The sequence below is a fragment of the Floridaenema aerugineum BLCC-F46 genome (genome assembly GCF_041929345.1).
In the GTDB taxonomy this organism is placed as follows: domain Bacteria; phylum Cyanobacteriota; class Cyanobacteriia; order Cyanobacteriales; family Aerosakkonemataceae; genus Floridanema; species Floridanema aerugineum.
The window spans coordinates 148223-165795 of record NZ_JBHFNQ010000052.1; the positions used below are offsets into that span (position 1 = coordinate 148223).

15 protein-coding genes are annotated in these 17573 nt (G+C 41.8%); 5 read left to right on the top strand and 10 right to left on the bottom strand.

Features of this window, described 5'->3' with window-relative positions; all coding sequences use genetic code 11:
* Positions 1-6: 6 nt before the first annotated feature.
* The 3 genes from recF to ACE1CC_RS06615 form a co-directional block, all read right to left on the bottom strand.
* On the bottom strand, positions 7-1149 hold the full coding sequence (gene recF, locus ACE1CC_RS06605; protein ID WP_413269671.1) for a DNA replication/repair protein RecF: 1143 nt from the start codon (positions 1147-1149) through the stop codon (positions 7-9).
* Positions 1150-1342: 193 nt separating this feature from the next.
* Positions 1343-4228: a cation-translocating P-type ATPase gene (locus ACE1CC_RS06610; protein ID WP_459563812.1), complete on the bottom strand. Its 2886-nt coding sequence runs from the start codon at positions 4226-4228 to the stop codon at positions 1343-1345.
* Positions 4229-4767: 539 nt separating this feature from the next.
* Positions 4768-5640 carry a lipid kinase gene (locus ACE1CC_RS06615; RefSeq protein WP_413269672.1) on the bottom strand — a complete coding sequence of 291 codons (873 nt, stop codon included), beginning with the start codon at positions 5638-5640 and terminating at the stop codon, positions 4768-4770.
* 330 nt (positions 5641-5970) lie between these two features.
* On the opposite strand from ACE1CC_RS06615, the gene radC reads away from it, so the two are divergent.
* The gene (gene radC, locus ACE1CC_RS06620; RefSeq protein WP_413269673.1) at positions 5971-6702 is read left to right on the top strand and encodes a RadC family protein; all 732 of its coding nucleotides are present in this window, start codon (positions 5971-5973) and stop codon (positions 6700-6702) included.
* A 447-nt stretch (positions 6703-7149) separates the two neighbouring features.
* Here radC and cdf31 read toward each other — a convergent pair whose 3' ends face one another.
* On the bottom strand, positions 7150-8073 hold the full coding sequence (gene cdf31, locus ACE1CC_RS06625) for a CDF family zinc efflux transporter Cdf31 (RefSeq protein WP_413269674.1): 924 nt from the start codon (positions 8071-8073) through the stop codon (positions 7150-7152).
* A 218-nt stretch (positions 8074-8291) separates the two neighbouring features.
* On the opposite strand from cdf31, the gene ACE1CC_RS06630 reads away from it, so the two are divergent.
* Positions 8292-8642 (top strand): hypothetical protein, encoded by a 351-nt coding sequence (locus tag ACE1CC_RS06630; protein WP_413269675.1) that lies wholly within the window; start codon positions 8292-8294, stop codon positions 8640-8642.
* Between the two features lie 64 nt (positions 8643-8706).
* Entirely contained in the window at positions 8707-9132 is a 426-nt protein-coding gene (locus tag ACE1CC_RS06635; protein WP_413269676.1) for a hypothetical protein, read from the top strand.
* A gap of 175 nt (positions 9133-9307) precedes the next feature.
* On the opposite strand, the gene ACE1CC_RS06640 is transcribed toward ACE1CC_RS06635, so the two are convergent.
* The 4 genes from ACE1CC_RS06640 to ACE1CC_RS06655 form a co-directional block, all read right to left on the bottom strand.
* The gene (locus tag ACE1CC_RS06640) at positions 9308-9547 is read right to left on the bottom strand and encodes a DUF4327 family protein (RefSeq protein WP_413261822.1); all 240 of its coding nucleotides are present in this window, start codon (positions 9545-9547) and stop codon (positions 9308-9310) included.
* A 459-nt stretch (positions 9548-10006) separates the two neighbouring features.
* On the bottom strand, positions 10007-11743 hold the full coding sequence (locus tag ACE1CC_RS06645; protein ID WP_413269677.1) for a glycoside hydrolase family 3 protein: 1737 nt from the start codon (positions 11741-11743) through the stop codon (positions 10007-10009).
* Entirely contained in the window at positions 11740-12180 is a 441-nt protein-coding gene (gene rbfA, locus ACE1CC_RS06650) for a 30S ribosome-binding factor RbfA (protein ID WP_413269678.1), read from the bottom strand. Before rbfA ends, ACE1CC_RS06645 begins: the two co-directional genes overlap by 4 nt.
* 48 nt (positions 12181-12228) lie before the next feature.
* Entirely contained in the window at positions 12229-12435 is a 207-nt protein-coding gene (locus ACE1CC_RS06655) for a DUF751 family protein (RefSeq protein WP_413269679.1), read from the bottom strand.
* Positions 12436-12793: 358 nt separating this feature from the next.
* Here ACE1CC_RS06655 and ACE1CC_RS06660 point away from each other — a divergent pair, with 358 nt between their 5' ends.
* Positions 12794-13738, top strand: a complete 945-nt coding sequence (locus ACE1CC_RS06660; RefSeq protein ID WP_413269680.1) for an AEC family transporter — start codon at positions 12794-12796, stop codon at positions 13736-13738.
* Here the strand turns inward: ACE1CC_RS06660 and ACE1CC_RS06665 are convergent.
* Positions 13706-14251, bottom strand: coding sequence for a phosphoribosyltransferase (locus ACE1CC_RS06665; protein WP_413269681.1), 546 nt, complete (start codon positions 14249-14251; stop codon positions 13706-13708). The genes ACE1CC_RS06660 and ACE1CC_RS06665 overlap by 33 nt on opposite strands.
* A gap of 154 nt (positions 14252-14405) precedes the next feature.
* Complete coding sequence (locus tag ACE1CC_RS06670) at positions 14406-15308, bottom strand: nidogen-like domain-containing protein (RefSeq protein WP_413269682.1); 903 nt, start codon at positions 15306-15308, stop codon at positions 14406-14408.
* Between the two features lie 716 nt (positions 15309-16024).
* Here ACE1CC_RS06670 and ACE1CC_RS06675 point away from each other — a divergent pair.
* Positions 16025-17485: an MFS transporter gene (locus ACE1CC_RS06675; RefSeq protein WP_413269683.1), complete on the top strand. Its 1461-nt coding sequence runs from the start codon at positions 16025-16027 to the stop codon at positions 17483-17485.
* The last annotated feature ends 88 nt before the right edge of the window (positions 17486-17573 follow it).

Genomic DNA, 17573 nt, shown 5'->3' on the forward strand with positions numbered 1-17573 from the left:
CTCGCATCAAGTATGAAGGGAAAGATGTCCCGCTTCTACATAGAGAATTTGCGAAGCATTCAGCCAAACCGGATCGAAGGCGCTTAAATGAGTAGTAGTGATTAAGGTTTGAAATCGAGCTTGGATAGTTTCCAACAATTGATGTTGACGGGTTAAGTCTAATTCTGCCAAGACATCATCCAATAACAGCAGCGGCGGTTCACCAATCACTTCTTCAATTAATTTTAATTCTGCTAGCTTCAAAGCTAACACTAAAGTCCGCTGTTGTCCTTGAGAACCATATTGTCTAGCGGGAGTTTGGTTAATAGAAAACGCTACTTCATCCCGATGTGGCCCTACTAATGTAGTACCTTGATGTTGTTCTGGAATACTTCGTTGTTGAATTTTCTCCAAAAAAGCTTGTTGTAACCATTCTAAATCATCTTTTTCCATCCCGACATTAGGTAAATATTTAATTTCCAATTTTTCTGTACTACCGCTAATAGCTTGATGCCAGTTGTGGGAAATCGGTGCTAACCTTTGTAAAGCTCTGGCTCGACGACGCATCACCCGCACTCCAGCTGTAACTAATTGTGCATCCCATAAAGCTAACTCGGAACGGGAAGCTGTAGAAGTAGACGCATCATTGACTATTCCTGGTTCCCGAAATTTTTTTAATAAAGCGTTACGTTGTCTAAGAATTTGATGATATTGCTGTAAAATATGAGCATAAAAAGGCTCTAATTGAATTACTAAAGTATCTAACCAACTGCGGCGATGTTCCGGGCCACCTCTGACTAAATCTAAATCTAAACTGGAAAATTGTACAGCGTTAATTGTACCCAAAAAATCTATTTGTCGTTTCAGAGGTTCACTACCACGACTAACAGTACGACGACCATTCCGACGTAAAGTTAATGATAAATCAATTTCGCCTGTTTGTCGTTCCAGTGTAGCAACAATTCTACTCCATTCTGCGCCTTCTTGTACTAAATCGCGATCGCGTGTCACCCGATGACTTTTCAGCGTCGAAAGTAACTCCACCGCCTCCAACAAATTAGATTTTCCCTGTGCATTATTACCCACCAAAATAGTTTTTGGCGCACCAAATTCCACCAATTGATCTTTGTAATTGCGGAAATGAAGCAAGTGTAAATTCTTTAAGTACATTCTTGGGGACTGGGGCGGGGTTAGGGGTTAGGGGTTAGGGGTTAGGGAGATGGGTTCGGTTAGGGGAGGTAGGTTCGGTTAGGGGAGGTAGGGAGAGTTTAGAGTTTTGAGTTAAACTTCCCCATCTCCCCATCCCCCCATCTCCCCATCCCCCCATCTCCCCATCTCCCCATCTCCCCATCTCCCCATCTCCTTAACGTCTGGTTTTGCCAAACCAGCGGATGAACAGTTTTTCTAGTTCGATCCAAACGAACATTAACATACTAAAACCAAGACAAATTAGTAATTCTCCGAAGTCGATAAACTGAGTACCAAAGAAAGCTCTTAAAGGTGGAACATAGACCAACATCAACTGCAAAATAGTGGTTAAAATCACCGCACCCCAAACGTAGGGGTTAGTCATGGGATTTATTTCAATTGTTAGTTGGGTGTTGGAACGAATGGCGATCGCGTGACCCATTTGCGCTAAACAAAGAGTAGTAAACACCATTGTTTTCCAACGCTCTGGATCGCCACTTCCTTGAGAATGAGTATAAGCCCATTCCATCAGAATAATTGTGAGAATAGCAAAGACAATTCCAATTCTCACCATGTACCAACCTAAACCTCTGGAAAAGATACTTTCACGAGGGTTAAAAGGCGGACGTTTCATCACATTTGGTTCTGCTGGTTCTACCGCCAAAGCTAATGCTGGAACACCATCTGTTACTAAGTTCATCCACAAAATTTGTAACGGTGATAAAGGTACTCCGCCCATTGGCAGTAAAATTGGTGCAGCTGCAATTGTCAGCACTTCCCCAATATTGGAACCGAGAATGTATTTAATGAAACGACGAATGTTAGTGTAAACTACTCGTCCTTCTTCTGTCGCAGCAACAATGGTGGCGAAGTTATCATCTAACAACACCATATCACTAGCTTCTTTACTCACATCAGTACCAGTAATACCCATTGCAATACCGATGTCAGCTTGTTTCAAAGCAGGTGCATCGTTAACACCATCGCCAGTCATTGCCACAAATTTACCGCGATTTTGTAATGCTTGCACAATTCGCAGTTTGTGTTCGGGTGCAACACGCGCATAAATTGAAACTTGATCGACTTCGCGTTCTAATTCCTCTTGGCTAATTTTTTGTAATTCTTGACCTGTGAGGACTCGATCGCCTTCTTGCGCTATACCTAAATCATAAGCGATCGCCTTAGCAGTCAACTGATGATCGCCAGTAATCATTACCGGACGAATACCAGCTTGTTTACATTTTGCCACCGCATCGCGCACTTCTGGTCTGGGTGCGTCGAGCATTCCCACTAAACCTAACCAAACTAATTCTTGTTCTAATTCATCTTCCGATAAATCTCCTGAAGGTTTGTTGTTCATTGGTTTATAAGCAAACCCTAAAACCCGCAAACCATTCGCCGCCATTTGGTTGTTTTGTTCCAGAATTTCTGTGCGCTGACGTTCTGTTAATTGGGCATTTTGCCAACCTTCTAAATATGTTGTGCAGCGTTGCAAAACTAATTCTGGGGAACCTTTAGAGAACAGGAGATAGTTAGAAGAATTCTCAATCAAAGATTTTGATTCATCTTTGACAATTACACTCATGCGCTTCCGTTCCGAAGAGAAAGGAATTTCTTCCACTCTTGGCATTTGCTGGTCGAGATTTTGTTTTTGCAAATCACCTTTACCCGCTAAAGTTAATAAAGCGCCTTCTGTCGGATCTCCTAAAATTTTCCAGTTTCCACCACTACTTCCCGGTGCATTGTTTGCTTCACATTGCAACTCAGCATCATTACATTCCACACAGGCAAGTAACAGAGTTTGTAATTCTGGATATTGCGAAGCATTTACTGGTTTATAGTCTAATAAAAATTCACCTTTGGGAGTGTAACCTTCGCCAGTAACTTGGAATTTTTGGTTAACTGTTGCTACCTGCTGCACGACCATTTTATTTTGGGTCAAGGTGCCAGTTTTATCGGAACAAATAGTAGTTACCGAACCCAAAGTTTCCACAGCTGGCAATTTCCGAATTAAGGCATTGCGCCGCACCATGCGCTGTGTTCCTAATGCCAAAGTTACTGTAATTACGGCAGGTAAACCTTCTGGTACTACCGCAACTGCCATACTTAAAGAAACTTCTACTAAAGCAATAAAATTAGGGAAACTCCAACCTGTGCGGAGCAGACCAACTAAGATTACTACAACCACTAGCACTAAAGAACTAGTGACGAGAACATTACCTAATTGAGCCATTCTTTGTTGCAAAGGTGTGGGTTCACTTTCCACTGCTTGCAACATTTCGGCAATGCGTCCTAGTTCGGTTTTCATTCCAGTATTGGTAACTAGAACTTTGGCACGACCTTGGACAACTTCTGTACCTTGAAATACTAGGTTAATCCGATCGCCTAACGGAGTATCTTCACCTAAATGTAAGTCTGCTTGCTTTTCGACGGCGTGTGCTTCTCCGGTTAATGCTGCTTCCCGAATTTGCAAATTTGACTCTTCAATTAATCTTCCATCTGCTGCTACTTGTACCCCTGCTTCTAACAGCATGATATCGCCGGGAACTAATTCCTTGGCGCTGACTTCTAATGTTCTGCCATCACGAATGATTCGCACTTTCGGCGAAGACATTTTTTTCAAGGCGGCGAGAGCTTTTTCAGCGCGACTTTCTTGGAGATAACCTAATACGCCGTTGAGAATTACAATTAACAAAATGGCGATCGTATCTTTAAAAGGAACTTCTCCCGGTTTTAAATTTCCTTGTTGTAATTCAACAATATCCAAGAAACCAGAAACAAAAGCTACCCCAATCAGCATTAATAACATAATGTTTTTAAACTGATCGAGGAGAATCTCCCAAGAATTACGTCCGGCAGTTTCTTCTAGTTCATTGGGACCATACTTTTGCAATCTTTCTTTTACTTGTTCGCTGCTTAAACCAGTTTGGCGATCGCTATCCAAAAGCCGCAAACTTTTATCAACATCTAAAGTGTGCCAAGCTTCACCTACTTCTCTAGCGGCGCTTGCACTTTTAGCAGTTGCTAATAACTCTCGCTTTTGTTTTTTTCTCGATTGCAGAAACCCAGCTAACCACAAAGCTGCACCCAATATTAAACAGATTATAGGGAGAAAATTTATTAGTTGAGCTAGCCCAGCGTTAATGACAGTACCGCTACCTGGTGAACCTAAAATGCACTGCTGGCTTGTTTTAGCACAATTTATACTTCCCGAAACAAAGGAAGCAATCAATCCTATTAAACCAAACAGTACCGCTGTTAGCAATAAACCCGATCTTTTCACTATTTACCTCTCTGTTTTGAAATCTGACTAGGTTAAAAAATTCCAACTATTAAGGCATTTCTACATTACGCAGTTGCTTTTGGTTCAGATGAATTTTTGGTTTTTACGGCAAAGTTTGTCAGTTAAATAATCATAGCCAATTTCTTGAGGCGGGGCGAGTATTTGGAGTTTCCAGTTTTGCATATCTAAGTGTTTAAAGGTGTTGAGGGAGCGAAGAAGAAGGACAAAGCCTATAAATATTAATCATAAGGCTTTAACGGGGCGATCGGAGCTTGTCTTTAGGCAAAAGGTATTGATTGGATAATCATACATAAAACCTATGCTTGTGGGACAATTACAGGCAAAGCTTCAGGAATCAGCAGGAACTTAGCCGGAGTATAGGTAGTAATCTCACCATCTGTGTTAATAGGGTAAGGTCTGCGAGTATGGATTTCTATTTCCTGCCCTTCTAGAGTAAGTACACCGGGTAAATTTCCCTGCTTACCCCGTATAATTGCCGGAATTAGCGGAAAAATTTGCCACCAATGCCGAATTTCCAAGCTATAAAGATCCAATTTCCGGTCTTCAATAGTTGCGTCATCATCAACGACCATACCACCACCGTAATAACGCCCGTTACCTACAGCTATTTGCACTGTTCGCACTTGGATCGATCGATCCAAATAGCAAATTTCTGCCTTAAAGGGTCGAGTTCGGTAAATTACTTGTATTGCAGCGATCGCATAAGCTAACACTCCCCACCGCCGCTTCAAATCTCCGCTTAGTCGCTGCGTAATTTGCACGCTTAAGCCTAGACTAGCAACGTTGAAAAAATGTTTGCCATTCACCCAACCTAAATCTATGCGTTTGACTTGACCATTAGCAATAATTCGGCAAGCTTCTGGGATAGAGTTGGCAATTCCCAAAGTGCGAGCCAAGTCATTAGCAGTTCCCAGAGGTAAAATACCCAAAGGCAGTTGAGTATCAACTAAACCTTCGATCGCCGCGTTGAGAGTACCATCTCCACCACCAATTATTACCAAGTCAACTTGATGGCGATACTGACGAATCAGGTGCGGTATTTGTCGTGGTTGCGCGGTACTTTCTTCTATAAGATGAAAGTTTTGTTGCAATTGCTTGACTACCTCAGAGAAGCTTTCTTGACCACGCCGAGAGAAACGATTGACCAATAACAAAGCTCGACGACTCATCAATTTTGTCAAATTAATTACATATTTTCTAAATCCAGCATATACTGAGATCAGAGCACTATTCTCAACAAGACTTGAAAAACCGGGTTTCTTCACGAAAAACCGGGGCTTTCAGATTTAGTTATTTGCTCACCTCCCGGTTTTTAGTCCGGGTGCAAGATCTGAGTCAACCTAATAACTAGTAACTTGCCTTATTAGTTGCTGATATTTCAGCAAAAATACGGTAATTATCTACTCAGGGAATACTGGCAAAATTACTGGTTATTTTTGCCAAAAAATAGGAGATAACTACATTTAATTACTTCTAATTTCCCAGTTGTGGTGTTATCTATGACTTATTCCTTGAGAGTCGCCGATCTTCCTATTAGTGAACGTCCGCGAGAACGTTTATTAGCTAATGGAGCGAAACATTTGACCACAGCTGAATTGATTGCCATTTTATTAGCTACAGGTCAAGGTGCGGGCAAACTTTCTGCGATCGGGCTAGGTCAACATATTTTGCAACGATTAAGTCAACATGGGCGAGATCCCTTAGTGGTATTACGGGATGTTACCGCAGCTGAATTAATGGCAATTCCCGGAATTGGCCCTGCCAAAGCAACTACAATTTTAGCAGCGATCGAACTGGGAAAAAGAGCTTTTGCCACTCGCCCGCAAGAACGTACCTTAATTGATAGTCCCGCTGCTGCCGCTGCCACCCTCAGCCACGAATTAATGTGGCAACCTCAAGAAAGATTCGCTGTCATACTACTAGATATCAAACATCGGTTGTTGGGTACGATCGTTATGACGATCGGTACAGCTACAGAAACATTAGCCCATCCCGGTGAAATTTTCCGCGAAATCCTTCGCCAAGGTGCAACTAGAGTCATTGTGGCCCATAATCATCCTTCGGGAAGCATGGAACCAAGTCAAGACGACATTAATTTAACTTCCGAATTATTACAAGGAGCGCAATTTTTAAAAGTTCCCGTTTTAGATCACTTAATCTTAGGTAACGGTGAATATTTAAGTCTGCGTGAAACTACTAACTTATGGGAACTATATCCCCAACCAGAATAAATTAGGTCAGTTGTGAGGACTTTAGTCCTCTGATTTTCCCTGTTTAACTGAGTAGTTCACTATTTGGCGATACTTTATACCTAATGTATAGGTTATGCTCAATAAATTTTTACAGGTTTGTCAGATGAGTTATGAGTAAAATTGCTCTTTTTTGTAGGTTAAGGAGTAACTTCGATGATGATTTCAGAATTGACCCCATAGATAAATCTGGGTGTTTGAACTAAGGTGAAAAGATTTTTTCTCTCCATGACTTAAGTAAGAGCCGCTGGATCTGTTTTTGGTTTTAGTCAACTCCGGCTAGGAGTTATACTTCAGTTGTAGTATTGGTAAGGATGTAATTTAGTTAACAGATGTTCCAGAGTCAGAGAACTGATTACAGACAATATAAAAGGATGATGTTTTCTTAACTTTTTGTGGAAAACTTACAAAATATCTGTGGAAAAGTAACTAAGTCTGTGGAAAACTACCTGGATTTTCGGGAGAGTCGTATGTAATTCGATCGCTCTTATAAGCAGGCGGTTCCACATGAATCAGAACTCTGGCAGGGGAAAATCTGTCTTGCAAGCGTGATTCTACTTCCTCAGTAATTCGGTGTGCGGTTTCCACATCGGGAACTTCCACAATCAGGTGCATTTCCACAAAGACTTGTCTACCCACAACTCCGCGAGAAGCGATTTCATGACAGTTAATTACGCCTGGTACTTCCATTGCGATCGCATATATTGTCTCAGGTGCGATCGCCATTTCATCAACCAACCAAGGCAAATTTTCCTTTAACACCTCCCAACCACTCCAAAACACTAACAGAGTCACCGGAAAAGTTAAAACAATATCTAACCATTGCCAACCCATCCATACCCCAACTAACCCAGCAATCACCAATACAGTAATCCAAATATCTCCTAAAGTATGCTGGGCATCTGCTACCAAAATGCCGCTGCCAATTTTTTTGCCGACACTTCTTTCATAGATAGTGACAAAAATATTCACTGCCAATACTACCAGCATTAACCATAATACGGAAGCTGACATTTGCACAGGTTTACTTCCCATCAGCCATCTTTCGATCGCAGCTTGCAAAATTTCCACACAAGCTACTAGTAAAAAGGCGGCGATCGCTAATGCTCCCACTGCATCGTACTTCAAATGTCCGTAGGGATGATCGCGATCGGGCATAGGCGAAGCAAAACGACTAATAAATAATCCCAACAAATTACTCGAACTATCAACCACACTATGTAGCGCATCCGCTAGCAAACTCAGAGAATTTGTTGACCATCCCACCGTTGCTTTCAATGACATCACAAATAAATTTAACAACAGTGTAATTAATAATACTCGTCGCACTTGAGAGCGATTATCTTTAACCATAATTCTCCTGCTAATCGCAGTGAATTCTCTACATCTAGTGTAGAACTAAAGCTTGGGTAAAATTACTGAAACTTTTGTCGATCGCTCTGAAATTAACTACCATATTGACATTAATTTCAAATAATCACAGCCAAGATTGGTGAATTTGTCGCCATAATGCTTTCTTAAAGTAACCAAATCTTTTAGCATTAATAATCAACAAGTTAAAATAATCGCCCATGTCATCCTCACCAATTACATTCAACCTGATTGAAGGTTCTGTTTCCTTCAGCTTTACTCCCGCAGCCGCAAATAATTTAAAAGCAGCACTCCAAGAACTCACAGAACGCATGAAAGCCGCCAGCGCTAAAGTTGCCAGTGGCGGTGGCAAAGCCAGCCCCCAAGAATCAATGGAATATCAATATACTGGTGATGTCTTTCTGGAAATTTTCTGCAACCCCAATATCTGGGCAACTCCCTTCGCGGCTAAAGTCTTGATCACCCTGCGAGATGAGCGAATTCGCCTTTCTACCGAAGCGGAACTAACTCGCGTGATCGAAGATGTGAACCAGTATTTAGAACTGTTTTAATAAATTTTACCCAAAGTATTGTAAGATTAGCTCACTTGTTCTAGGGCACTCTTAACTTTTGCCGATGAACTCTGATTCACTGATCCAACTCCTACAAAATGGGTTTCGCCTCTCTGTAGGCGCAACTGCGGCTTTGGTTGAAAGCTTGCAAGACTCGCAAAAGCGAGAAGAATTTCTGGCTAAGTTGATGCACTCAGAACTTAGTGAACTAGCGGCAGAATTGATGAATAAAGGGGAAATTACTGAACAAGAAGCTAGGGAGTTTGTCGATTCTCTTCTGGCACGACAAAACCAGCCAAACCAACAAAATCAACCAAATCAACAAAATAGTCAAACGTCAAGTGATGTACCGGGAACATCTGCAACTACCACAACAGATAACCCGGTAGTTTCTCCTAACGTTCAGCAAGAGTTACAAGACCTCACAGCCCAAGTTGCTGCTTTGCGTGCAGAACTAGAAAAGCTGCGATCGGAAAATCCTCAGTCTTAAAAATTTTAGATTTTGAGTTTGTTCTTAAAAGTAAACCAGGTAGCTGGAACCCAATCTAAAATTGTTCAGTTAGCTTTTTGTCCCTAAATTCTCCAGGTAGTGAAAACAAACAAACCAAATGGCTAAAAAAGTATTACTAAAATTCTCCGAAAAACGGGTGTAACTAAAATCAGTTTTAGTCATTTTCCCATTCTTCATGTCCCATTAAATCTCCGATGCGATCGCGCAGCAAAAAGTTACTCTTCTCTAACTCACTTTCTACCCAAGCCCACTCACGGGCGGGAATATACTGACACAGGTTGTAAATAGGCTGTTGACGGCTGATAACACCCTTTTGCACAAGACGACGTGCTTCTTCCTTAATCACGTCTAAAGAGTACTGTACTGGTGTGGGAGAGATTATATTCACGCTCATTGTTATTCACTCTTCGGCTAGGAGGACTAGAAATAAATCGTTGGAAAAGCAGATAGTTTGTATTTCGCTATACTAAACGATTTTCATTTTTACGCTAACTGCTATCTTAATATATTAATAGATGTAAAAAAAGTCATCAAACCTTGACAATCAGGATTCCCTGACTTTAGCAGCTTCCCAATCAACCGCCTTTCTCCAGAGTATGCCTATAGGATTAGGAAATATTGACATACTCCCGGGTCACAGTAGGGGCAATTCATGAATTACCCCTACTGTGACCCGGGATTCTCCCAGAATCACTTCTTGAGATTACTGGCTCAACGAGACGACTCAAATCTTCAACATCTCTGTTAAAAATCTCTCTTGCCGACTCTCCCCAAATGAGAATGTTTTGCGATCGACTCCAGCAAACAAGCCGAAAATGTGAGTTTGCCGCCAGAGTCCTAGAAGTGATAATTACTATTTTATGGAATGATTATTGGTGAAAAGCAACTCTAAAGCGATCGCTTGTGCAGCCGGAATCTGCCCAAAAGAAGAGATACAGGGTATTTCCGGGGGTAGAAAAGGCAGGAATTGATTTTTGAGATAGGGACTGCCATAGATTACCAAAGCTTGCAGTTCACCATTGGTTAACAATGTTTTAAACCAGTCTTCAACTACCTGTGTTAAACCTGCACTACCGCGAAACGGATTACCACGAATGAAGATTTGCAGCAGTGTTGGTTGCTTCGTCTCGCCGCTAGAAATTACAGGCGAATTGCTACGGGAATCGCCCAACTGCGTCCGATAACCCAACTGCTGAGGTATCGTCACAGCGGGAGCTTGGCGAGAAAGATATTTACAGTCCAAAAGATCGTCCACCAGGATTAAGTTTCGTAAATTAATCAGTTTTTCTAGTCTTAAAGGTAAAGATCCAAAAGCTTGAGTAGAATCCCGCAAAATGTTATCCACCGTCTCAAAAGCCGCAGGTTGAGCGATTTGGTAAAGGGGACTGGGGACTGGGGACTGGGGACTGGGGACTGGGGAAGTTTTGAGTTTTGAGTTTTGAGTTTTGAGTTTTGAGTTAGGAACGAGTTGGAGAGTTTTAAGTTTTAAATTCTCCCCTGCTCCCTTGCTCCCCTGCTCCCCTGCTCCCCTGCTCCCTTGCTCTCCAAAAACCTTCCCCTTCGCTTGCCAAATGCGTTCTACAGAAGCGCGAATCCTTTCCGGGGGGATGCGTCCAGAGGTGACGGCATCACAGATAGCTCCAATAGCGGCTTCTGCATCTTGTGGCATTAACAAAATATCTACGCCAGCTTCTACGGCTAAAACTGCTGTTTCTGCCGCACCGTAGCGATTAGTAATCGCACCCATGACTAAAGCATCGGTGACAATTAAACCTGCAAATTGGAGTTTGTGGCGTAACTGTTGAGTCAGAATTTTGTGGGATAAGGTTGCTGGCAGGTTTTCATCCCAAGCGGGGATTAACAGATGGGCGCTCATTACGGCATCTACACCTGTGGCGATCGCACTCACAAAAGGCGCTAACTCAATTTCTGCTAACCTTTCCTCAGAATGGGGAATCATCGGTAATTCTAGGTGCGAATCTACAGATGTATCACCATGACCGGGAAAATGCTTGGCAACCGTTAAAGCCGGGTAAGTTTTAGCACCTTGAATAAAAGCCGCAGTTAGTTGACTGACAATTTCTGGAGTTTCGCCAAAAGCGCGGATGTTAATCACTGGGTTATCAGGATTGTTATTCACATCCACCACAGGCGCGAGTATCCAATTAATACCAACGGCTAAAGCTTCCCGAGCAATAATTGCCCCCATTTGTTGAGCGTAGAGTAAAGCTCGATCGAGGTTTTTTTGAGCAACGGCGCTTAATGCCATTGGTGGCGGGAACCAAGTTGCGCTTGAAAAACGTTGACCTACGCCTTCTTCAATATCAGCGGCGACGAGGAGGGGAATTTTCGCCCAACTTTGTAATTGTTGCGATCGCAAACTCAATTCTGCTGCACTTCCCCCCAGCAAAATAACACCGCCAACACCCAAATCAGAAATTAAATGCTGGAGGAAGGCGGCTTTAGGTTCCCATTGGGGATACTTAATTTCATGGTCGAACAGATAGCCGGAAGCTCGGACTACGATCGTTTGAGCTACCTGTTCTTTTAAAGAAAGAGTATCAATTTCGGGTAATTGAGAAGATTTCAAGCTGACTCGTCCTCTTCCTCTGCCGAAACTACATAATCTTCGTAATTATCATCATCCTCTGAGTCTGAGAATTTGCTCTCAGGTCGATCTTTGCCGATCTGGTTGAGCAAGGATAAAATGCGATCGCCACGTTCGAGCGATCGATCTTCGACAAACAACACTTCTGGAGTCCGACGCAGACGCACTCTTTGACCTAACTCGCTGCGAACATAACCAGTTGCAGCTTTTAGTCCAGCCATTGTCTCAGCTTTCGCTTCTTCCGAACCATAGATGCTAACAAAGATTTTCGCGTGTTGGAGGTCGCCAGAAACATCAACATCTGTAACGCTGACCATTCCTGCACCCACGCGATCGTCTTTAATGTCGTTCAATAGCATTAGACTGACTTCCCGTTTAATTAATGCGCCCACGCGGGAAACCCGACGACTCGTAGCCATAATAATCCGCTGCCTTCAGACAGTATGAGTAATGCTTTACAATCCTAGCTAAACCGAACTCAAGCCTAGCATCGCTCTCAGGGTTAAAGTGACAAAAGTTAAGGCTGCCACAAAAAAGCCAAAAAGCGCGATCACCGTAACCGGACGCTTGAATAATGGTTCTAACCACCCAAAGGTATTCACGAATACGCCTAGAATGATGGTTACAAAATAACGCGGGTAACGAGAGATATTCTCCCAAAATCCTTCAAACATTTGTCAACAACCTAATTGAGCGGTTTAGAAAGACTGCTTTTCTACTGGTAACATCTGTTAGCCAGTTTAGACAAGCCTGGAATTGGGGTGTAGGGGATGGGGAGGGGGGGAGGTGGGGGGATGGGGGGATGGGGGGATGGGGAGGTGGGGAGAGAAAAGTTATGAGTTATGAGTTATGAGTTTTAAGTGAGAAATTCAACTCAAAACTCATAATTCAACACTCAAAACTCTCCCATCTTCCCACCTCCCTATCCCCCGATCGCGGATTTATTTTACATACTGGAAATTTTTCAAACATATTACGCACGATCGACAAAAGCATCTTTAAAATTTGGACATAGTTAACTGGCGAATCAAGATGAACCACCCAGGAATTAAACTTTTGGAACTATATATTCCACTTTCAGGAGGAGTGTTCTTAGGATGGGTGCTCGGAGGCATCCTTCCGAAACAATCACCCATTTATTTAGGAAAATTTCTGTTTTGGATTGGCGCACCTATAGGTATATTTGGCTTTTTGCGCCGCGCCAATTTATCTGGGCCTGTATGGATTGCGCCTTTAGTATCTTGGACAGCTATTTTATTAGGAGCGGGACTAGCTTGGACTTGGCTAAAAATTAATCAACGCCTGGGAAAATTGCCGAAAAATGTTGCAAGTAAACCGAACCAAGGCAGCTTTCTCCTAGCATCAATGGTAGGAAATACGGGTTATTTAGGTTATCCTGTCACCCTAGCTTTACTGGGACAACAATACTTTGGTTGGGCCTTATTTTACGACCTTTTAGGCAGCATGGTTGGTACTTATGGTTTCGGTGTTGCCTTAGCTGCGCGTTTTGGTATGGGAGCCACCAGCTACAAACAAATAGCCATTGCTGTAATTAAAAATCCTGGTTTGTGGAGTTTAGGATTTGGACTCGCCTCACGAAAAGTACCGTTACCTGAAGTTGTAGAACTAACTCTGCAAATTATTGCTTGGACAGTAGTAGCTTTGTCTTTAATACTGATTGGAATGCGCTTAAGTCAACTAACTTCTTTGCGGGGATTGTCGCAAATATCGGTTAGTTTGTGCATTAAAATGCTGTTAGTCCCTCTAATTCTGGGCATTGGTCTAACAATGCTGGGGATGACTGGCTCTCCCCGGCTTGTTATGGTATTACAAATGTCCATGCCACCAGCTTTTGCCACGCTAATTTTAGCTGAGGCTTACAATCTCGATCGCGAATTAGCCGTAACTGGAATCGCCATTGGCTGTACAGGACTTTTCTTTACCCTACCTTTGTGGCTCTGGCTGTTTGGAGTTTGAATCAGCATTATAATTAGCAGCTAACTGGGTTAAATCCATATTTTCGTAACACTCAAATGGCTGATGCACCCAAGGATTATCCGGCAAATAATCTATATAATAATCGGGTGCGATCGTAGAGCAATCCTTATACCAAAGTACAGCTGTACGAATTTCTTTGACTCGATCGCTAAAATTCTGCTTCAGCCAAATCACACTCTGTTCTAAAGTCACTCCAGAATCAACTAAGTCATCTACTAACAAAATATGACTACCTAAAAGTGAAGTAGTCATAGTTATGTGACTGGAAAAAGTTAAAGCACCGCGCACTCGGTTGTCTGTGCCACCATAAGAGGTAGCCGCTAAAATCGCTAAAGGTAAGCGATAAATTCGCGAAAGAGTATCCCCTATTCGCAGTCCACCCCTAGCAAGGCAAACAATTTGGTTAAATTCCCAGTTGGACTGATAGATTTTTACAGCCAACTTTTCAATATTAGAGTGGTAATCTGACCAGGAAACGTAAAGATCGGACATAGCAAGGGTGATGTCTGGATATTAGAGAATGATACGACACCTTTCGTTACAAATGTTTAATATGAAATAGTTAAAGGATGGTTATTTGCTCATCAGTGTTCCCATGAACAATTAACCATCCTTTATTATCGAACTATAACTAACTAACGTTAGCTTAATTTGATACTGTACTTTCCTTTCTTCCCTTGCGTATAGCATTTACTCCTAAAGCACCCAATGTAAATAAAGCAATTATTGAAGAAGGTTCGGGAACTTCGGTTTGAATACTGCCATTGCGGGCTGAGAATACGTATCGTCCGTTTACATCGCTGTTTAACCTGTTGTAGATTAAACCAGTTGTGAGATTACTATCGAGGAAGGCACCATTCACGGCTGAGCCAGCCAATTCAAAAAATGAACCGGGCGCACCCGTACCATTAGAAAAGCCTACACGCGCAGGGCTTCCACCTAAACCATTAACTCCACCACTGGCACTACCAGCTTCCCACTGAACTCGATCGAAGTTGAATTCAAAGTCAAAGTTTCCTGCTCCTGTATCAGAGCGATCGACCATCACCAACTGGAAGCTGTTGGTTCTATTTGTACCATAAGAGAAATAACCAACGTTATCCCAGTTGACTGCGAAAGCTTGACGACCGTCTACAGTAGTACTTCCGTAGGTGACAGGGTTTCCAGACCGAGTATCAACATCACCGAAGAACGGCGCGATAATTTGGCTAGCAGTGCTAGTTAGACCGAACGGAGTAAATGTTGATAAAGCGCGATCGAAGGTGATGTTACCGTTGTTGTTAACGTAAAGTTGGTTGAAATTTAAACCAAAGAAGTTAGCTGTAAACCCGAGATCGACTCTCCCGGTACTGCCATCATCGTTACCTGGTAAGGTTTGCTGCGGGGTGTAAGTTAAGTCCCGCCGCATTGCCCCTGCATGAGCCGCTTGAACGCTAGCAACTGTCACCATTGTTAGTGTTGCCAATGATACACAGGCTGCCCGAACGCCAATTCTCAGTCTGGCTGTTGTCAAACTTTTGACTAGGTTTTCCGATTTGATAGCAATCATTTCGATCTCCAATTAACACACATTAGTTGATTAATTTAGAAGCTTATTTCTGGTAAAAATCACTTAACTCTTTTGGTATTGTGGAGATTCACTCAGGTTACTAAGCTTTTTTCCTTTCTTGATCCAAGTATTATTCAATGCTCATTGGTCATGCCATATTTTTTGGCAGTCTTTATTAAAGAAATATATTTGATTGGATAGATACAATTATTTATGTATTGCTAGAAGTATTGCTAATAAAGGGTTTTATGTTTTTAGATTATCTTTTTTAAGTAAAAATGAAAAATAAGATTTGGTAAATTCAGGGTTTCTAACGATGGCAAAAGTTTATTTAAGTATTCTAATATTTTTTAAATAAAATTACTTAAATACTTCTACGACTTTTTACTAACAACATCAGCACTAACGCCAAGAAAAGTAAGTAATTTCCCTAGCCCAATAGTTAATATTTTGTAATAAATCTGTTTCCTTTTCCTGCTAGCTGTACTTGTGCTAGAAAACCTTAGTGCAAGAAGGCTCCAAGGCAGAAGGGAAAAAGGCTTTTCTGTTGAGCTTTTGATCTTTTTTCAACTGATTGGTTATTTCTGCCGCACGGCACTAGTACTTCGGCTTGACTAATTCAACCTGTTTTGCCATACTTTTAAGTCTTCAAAAGTTTTAATTTTATTCTTTTCCCTTAGTCTTTCCCTTGTAACCTTTTCCGTAAAAATACAGTGATGCACAACCCATCTGACGATTTTGCTAGTGAAACGCCTGAAAGTGAAAAGCTGAGTCTGAGTACTAAACTCGCTTTTGGTGCGGGTGATGCAGGTTCAGCAATTACAGCTAATATCGGAGTCTTTTTCACTGCCATTTTTTTGACGGATGTTGCTGGTTTAAATGCAAATGTGGCAGGTATGGTGCTGTTGGTTGGTAAAATTTGGGATGCGATTAACGATCCAATTGTTGGGGTGCTTAGTGACAGAACTCAGTCAAGATGGGGTAGGCGATTGCCTTGGATGCTTTATGGGGCAATTCCCTTTGGAATTACTTTCTTTTTGCAATGGATTGTACCAAATTTTGGGGGAAATAATGCCAATAATGAGTCGTTATTATTTTGGTATTACGTAATAGTTTCAATTTTGTTTAATGCGTTTTACACAGTAGTTAATTTACCGTATACTGCACTAACCCCAGAACTAACTTCGGATTATGATGAACGCACAAAATTAAATAGTTTTCGCTTTACTTTTTCTATAGGTGGTAGTATTGTTTCTTCTTTTGTTGTATTGCTGATTCAGAAATTGATTCCTGATAGTCAAGATAAAATTGCTACAGACAGAATTGAATATTTAGTAGTTGGGTTGGTTTGTGCCGTAATTTCAGTTTTACCAACTTATTGGTGTATTTGGGGAGTGCGCGATCGCGTTTTGGCTGTAGCCGCCCGACATCCAGAAATTAAAGAACCTGTTTCTGTACCTTTATTGCAACAATTAAAAATCGTTATCAATAATGTCCCATTTTTATATGTGATTGGGATCTATCTTTGTTCTTGGTTAGCTGTGCAATTAACAGCAACCATTATTCCTTACTTCGTAGTTTCATGGATGCGATTGCCAAAAGATTTTATTGTCCTGTTAATTATCGCTGTTCAATTAACTGCAATGCCAATGTTATTTGTGTGGAGTGCTGTTAGTCAGCGCGTGGGAAAAAGAGGGGTTTATTTTATGGGTATGACTTTATGGATTATTGCCCAAGCTGGTTTATTTTTCTTACAGCCAAATCAAGTACCTTTAATGTTTGTGTTGGCAGTGATGGCTGGTGTTGGGGTTTCTATTGCTTATTTAATTCCTTGGTCGATGTTACCTGATGTGATTGAGTTGGATGAGTTGCGAACTGGGCAACGTCGAGAGGGAATTTATTATAGTTTTATGGTGTTGTTGCAAAAGTTTTGTTTAGCGATCGCAGTTTTCCTCGTTTTAAACAGTTTGGATTGGGCGGGATATATCACACCAAAAGCTAATAATCCTGTGCCAATTCAACCAGATGCAGTGTTGTTTGCAATTCGGTTTGCGATCGGTCCTTTGCCCACTTTAGCTTTAATTCTAGGTTTAGTTTTAACTTATTTTTACCCGATTACTCGCGAAGTTCACGCGGAAATTTTGCTCAAACTTAGAGAAAGAAAGATGAGTAAGTAGGTAGATATAAATAAAGTGAAAACTGAGGCGGGCAGGATGCCCACCCCACAAGAATTACAGCTTTCTTGTGGGGTGGGCATCCTGCCCG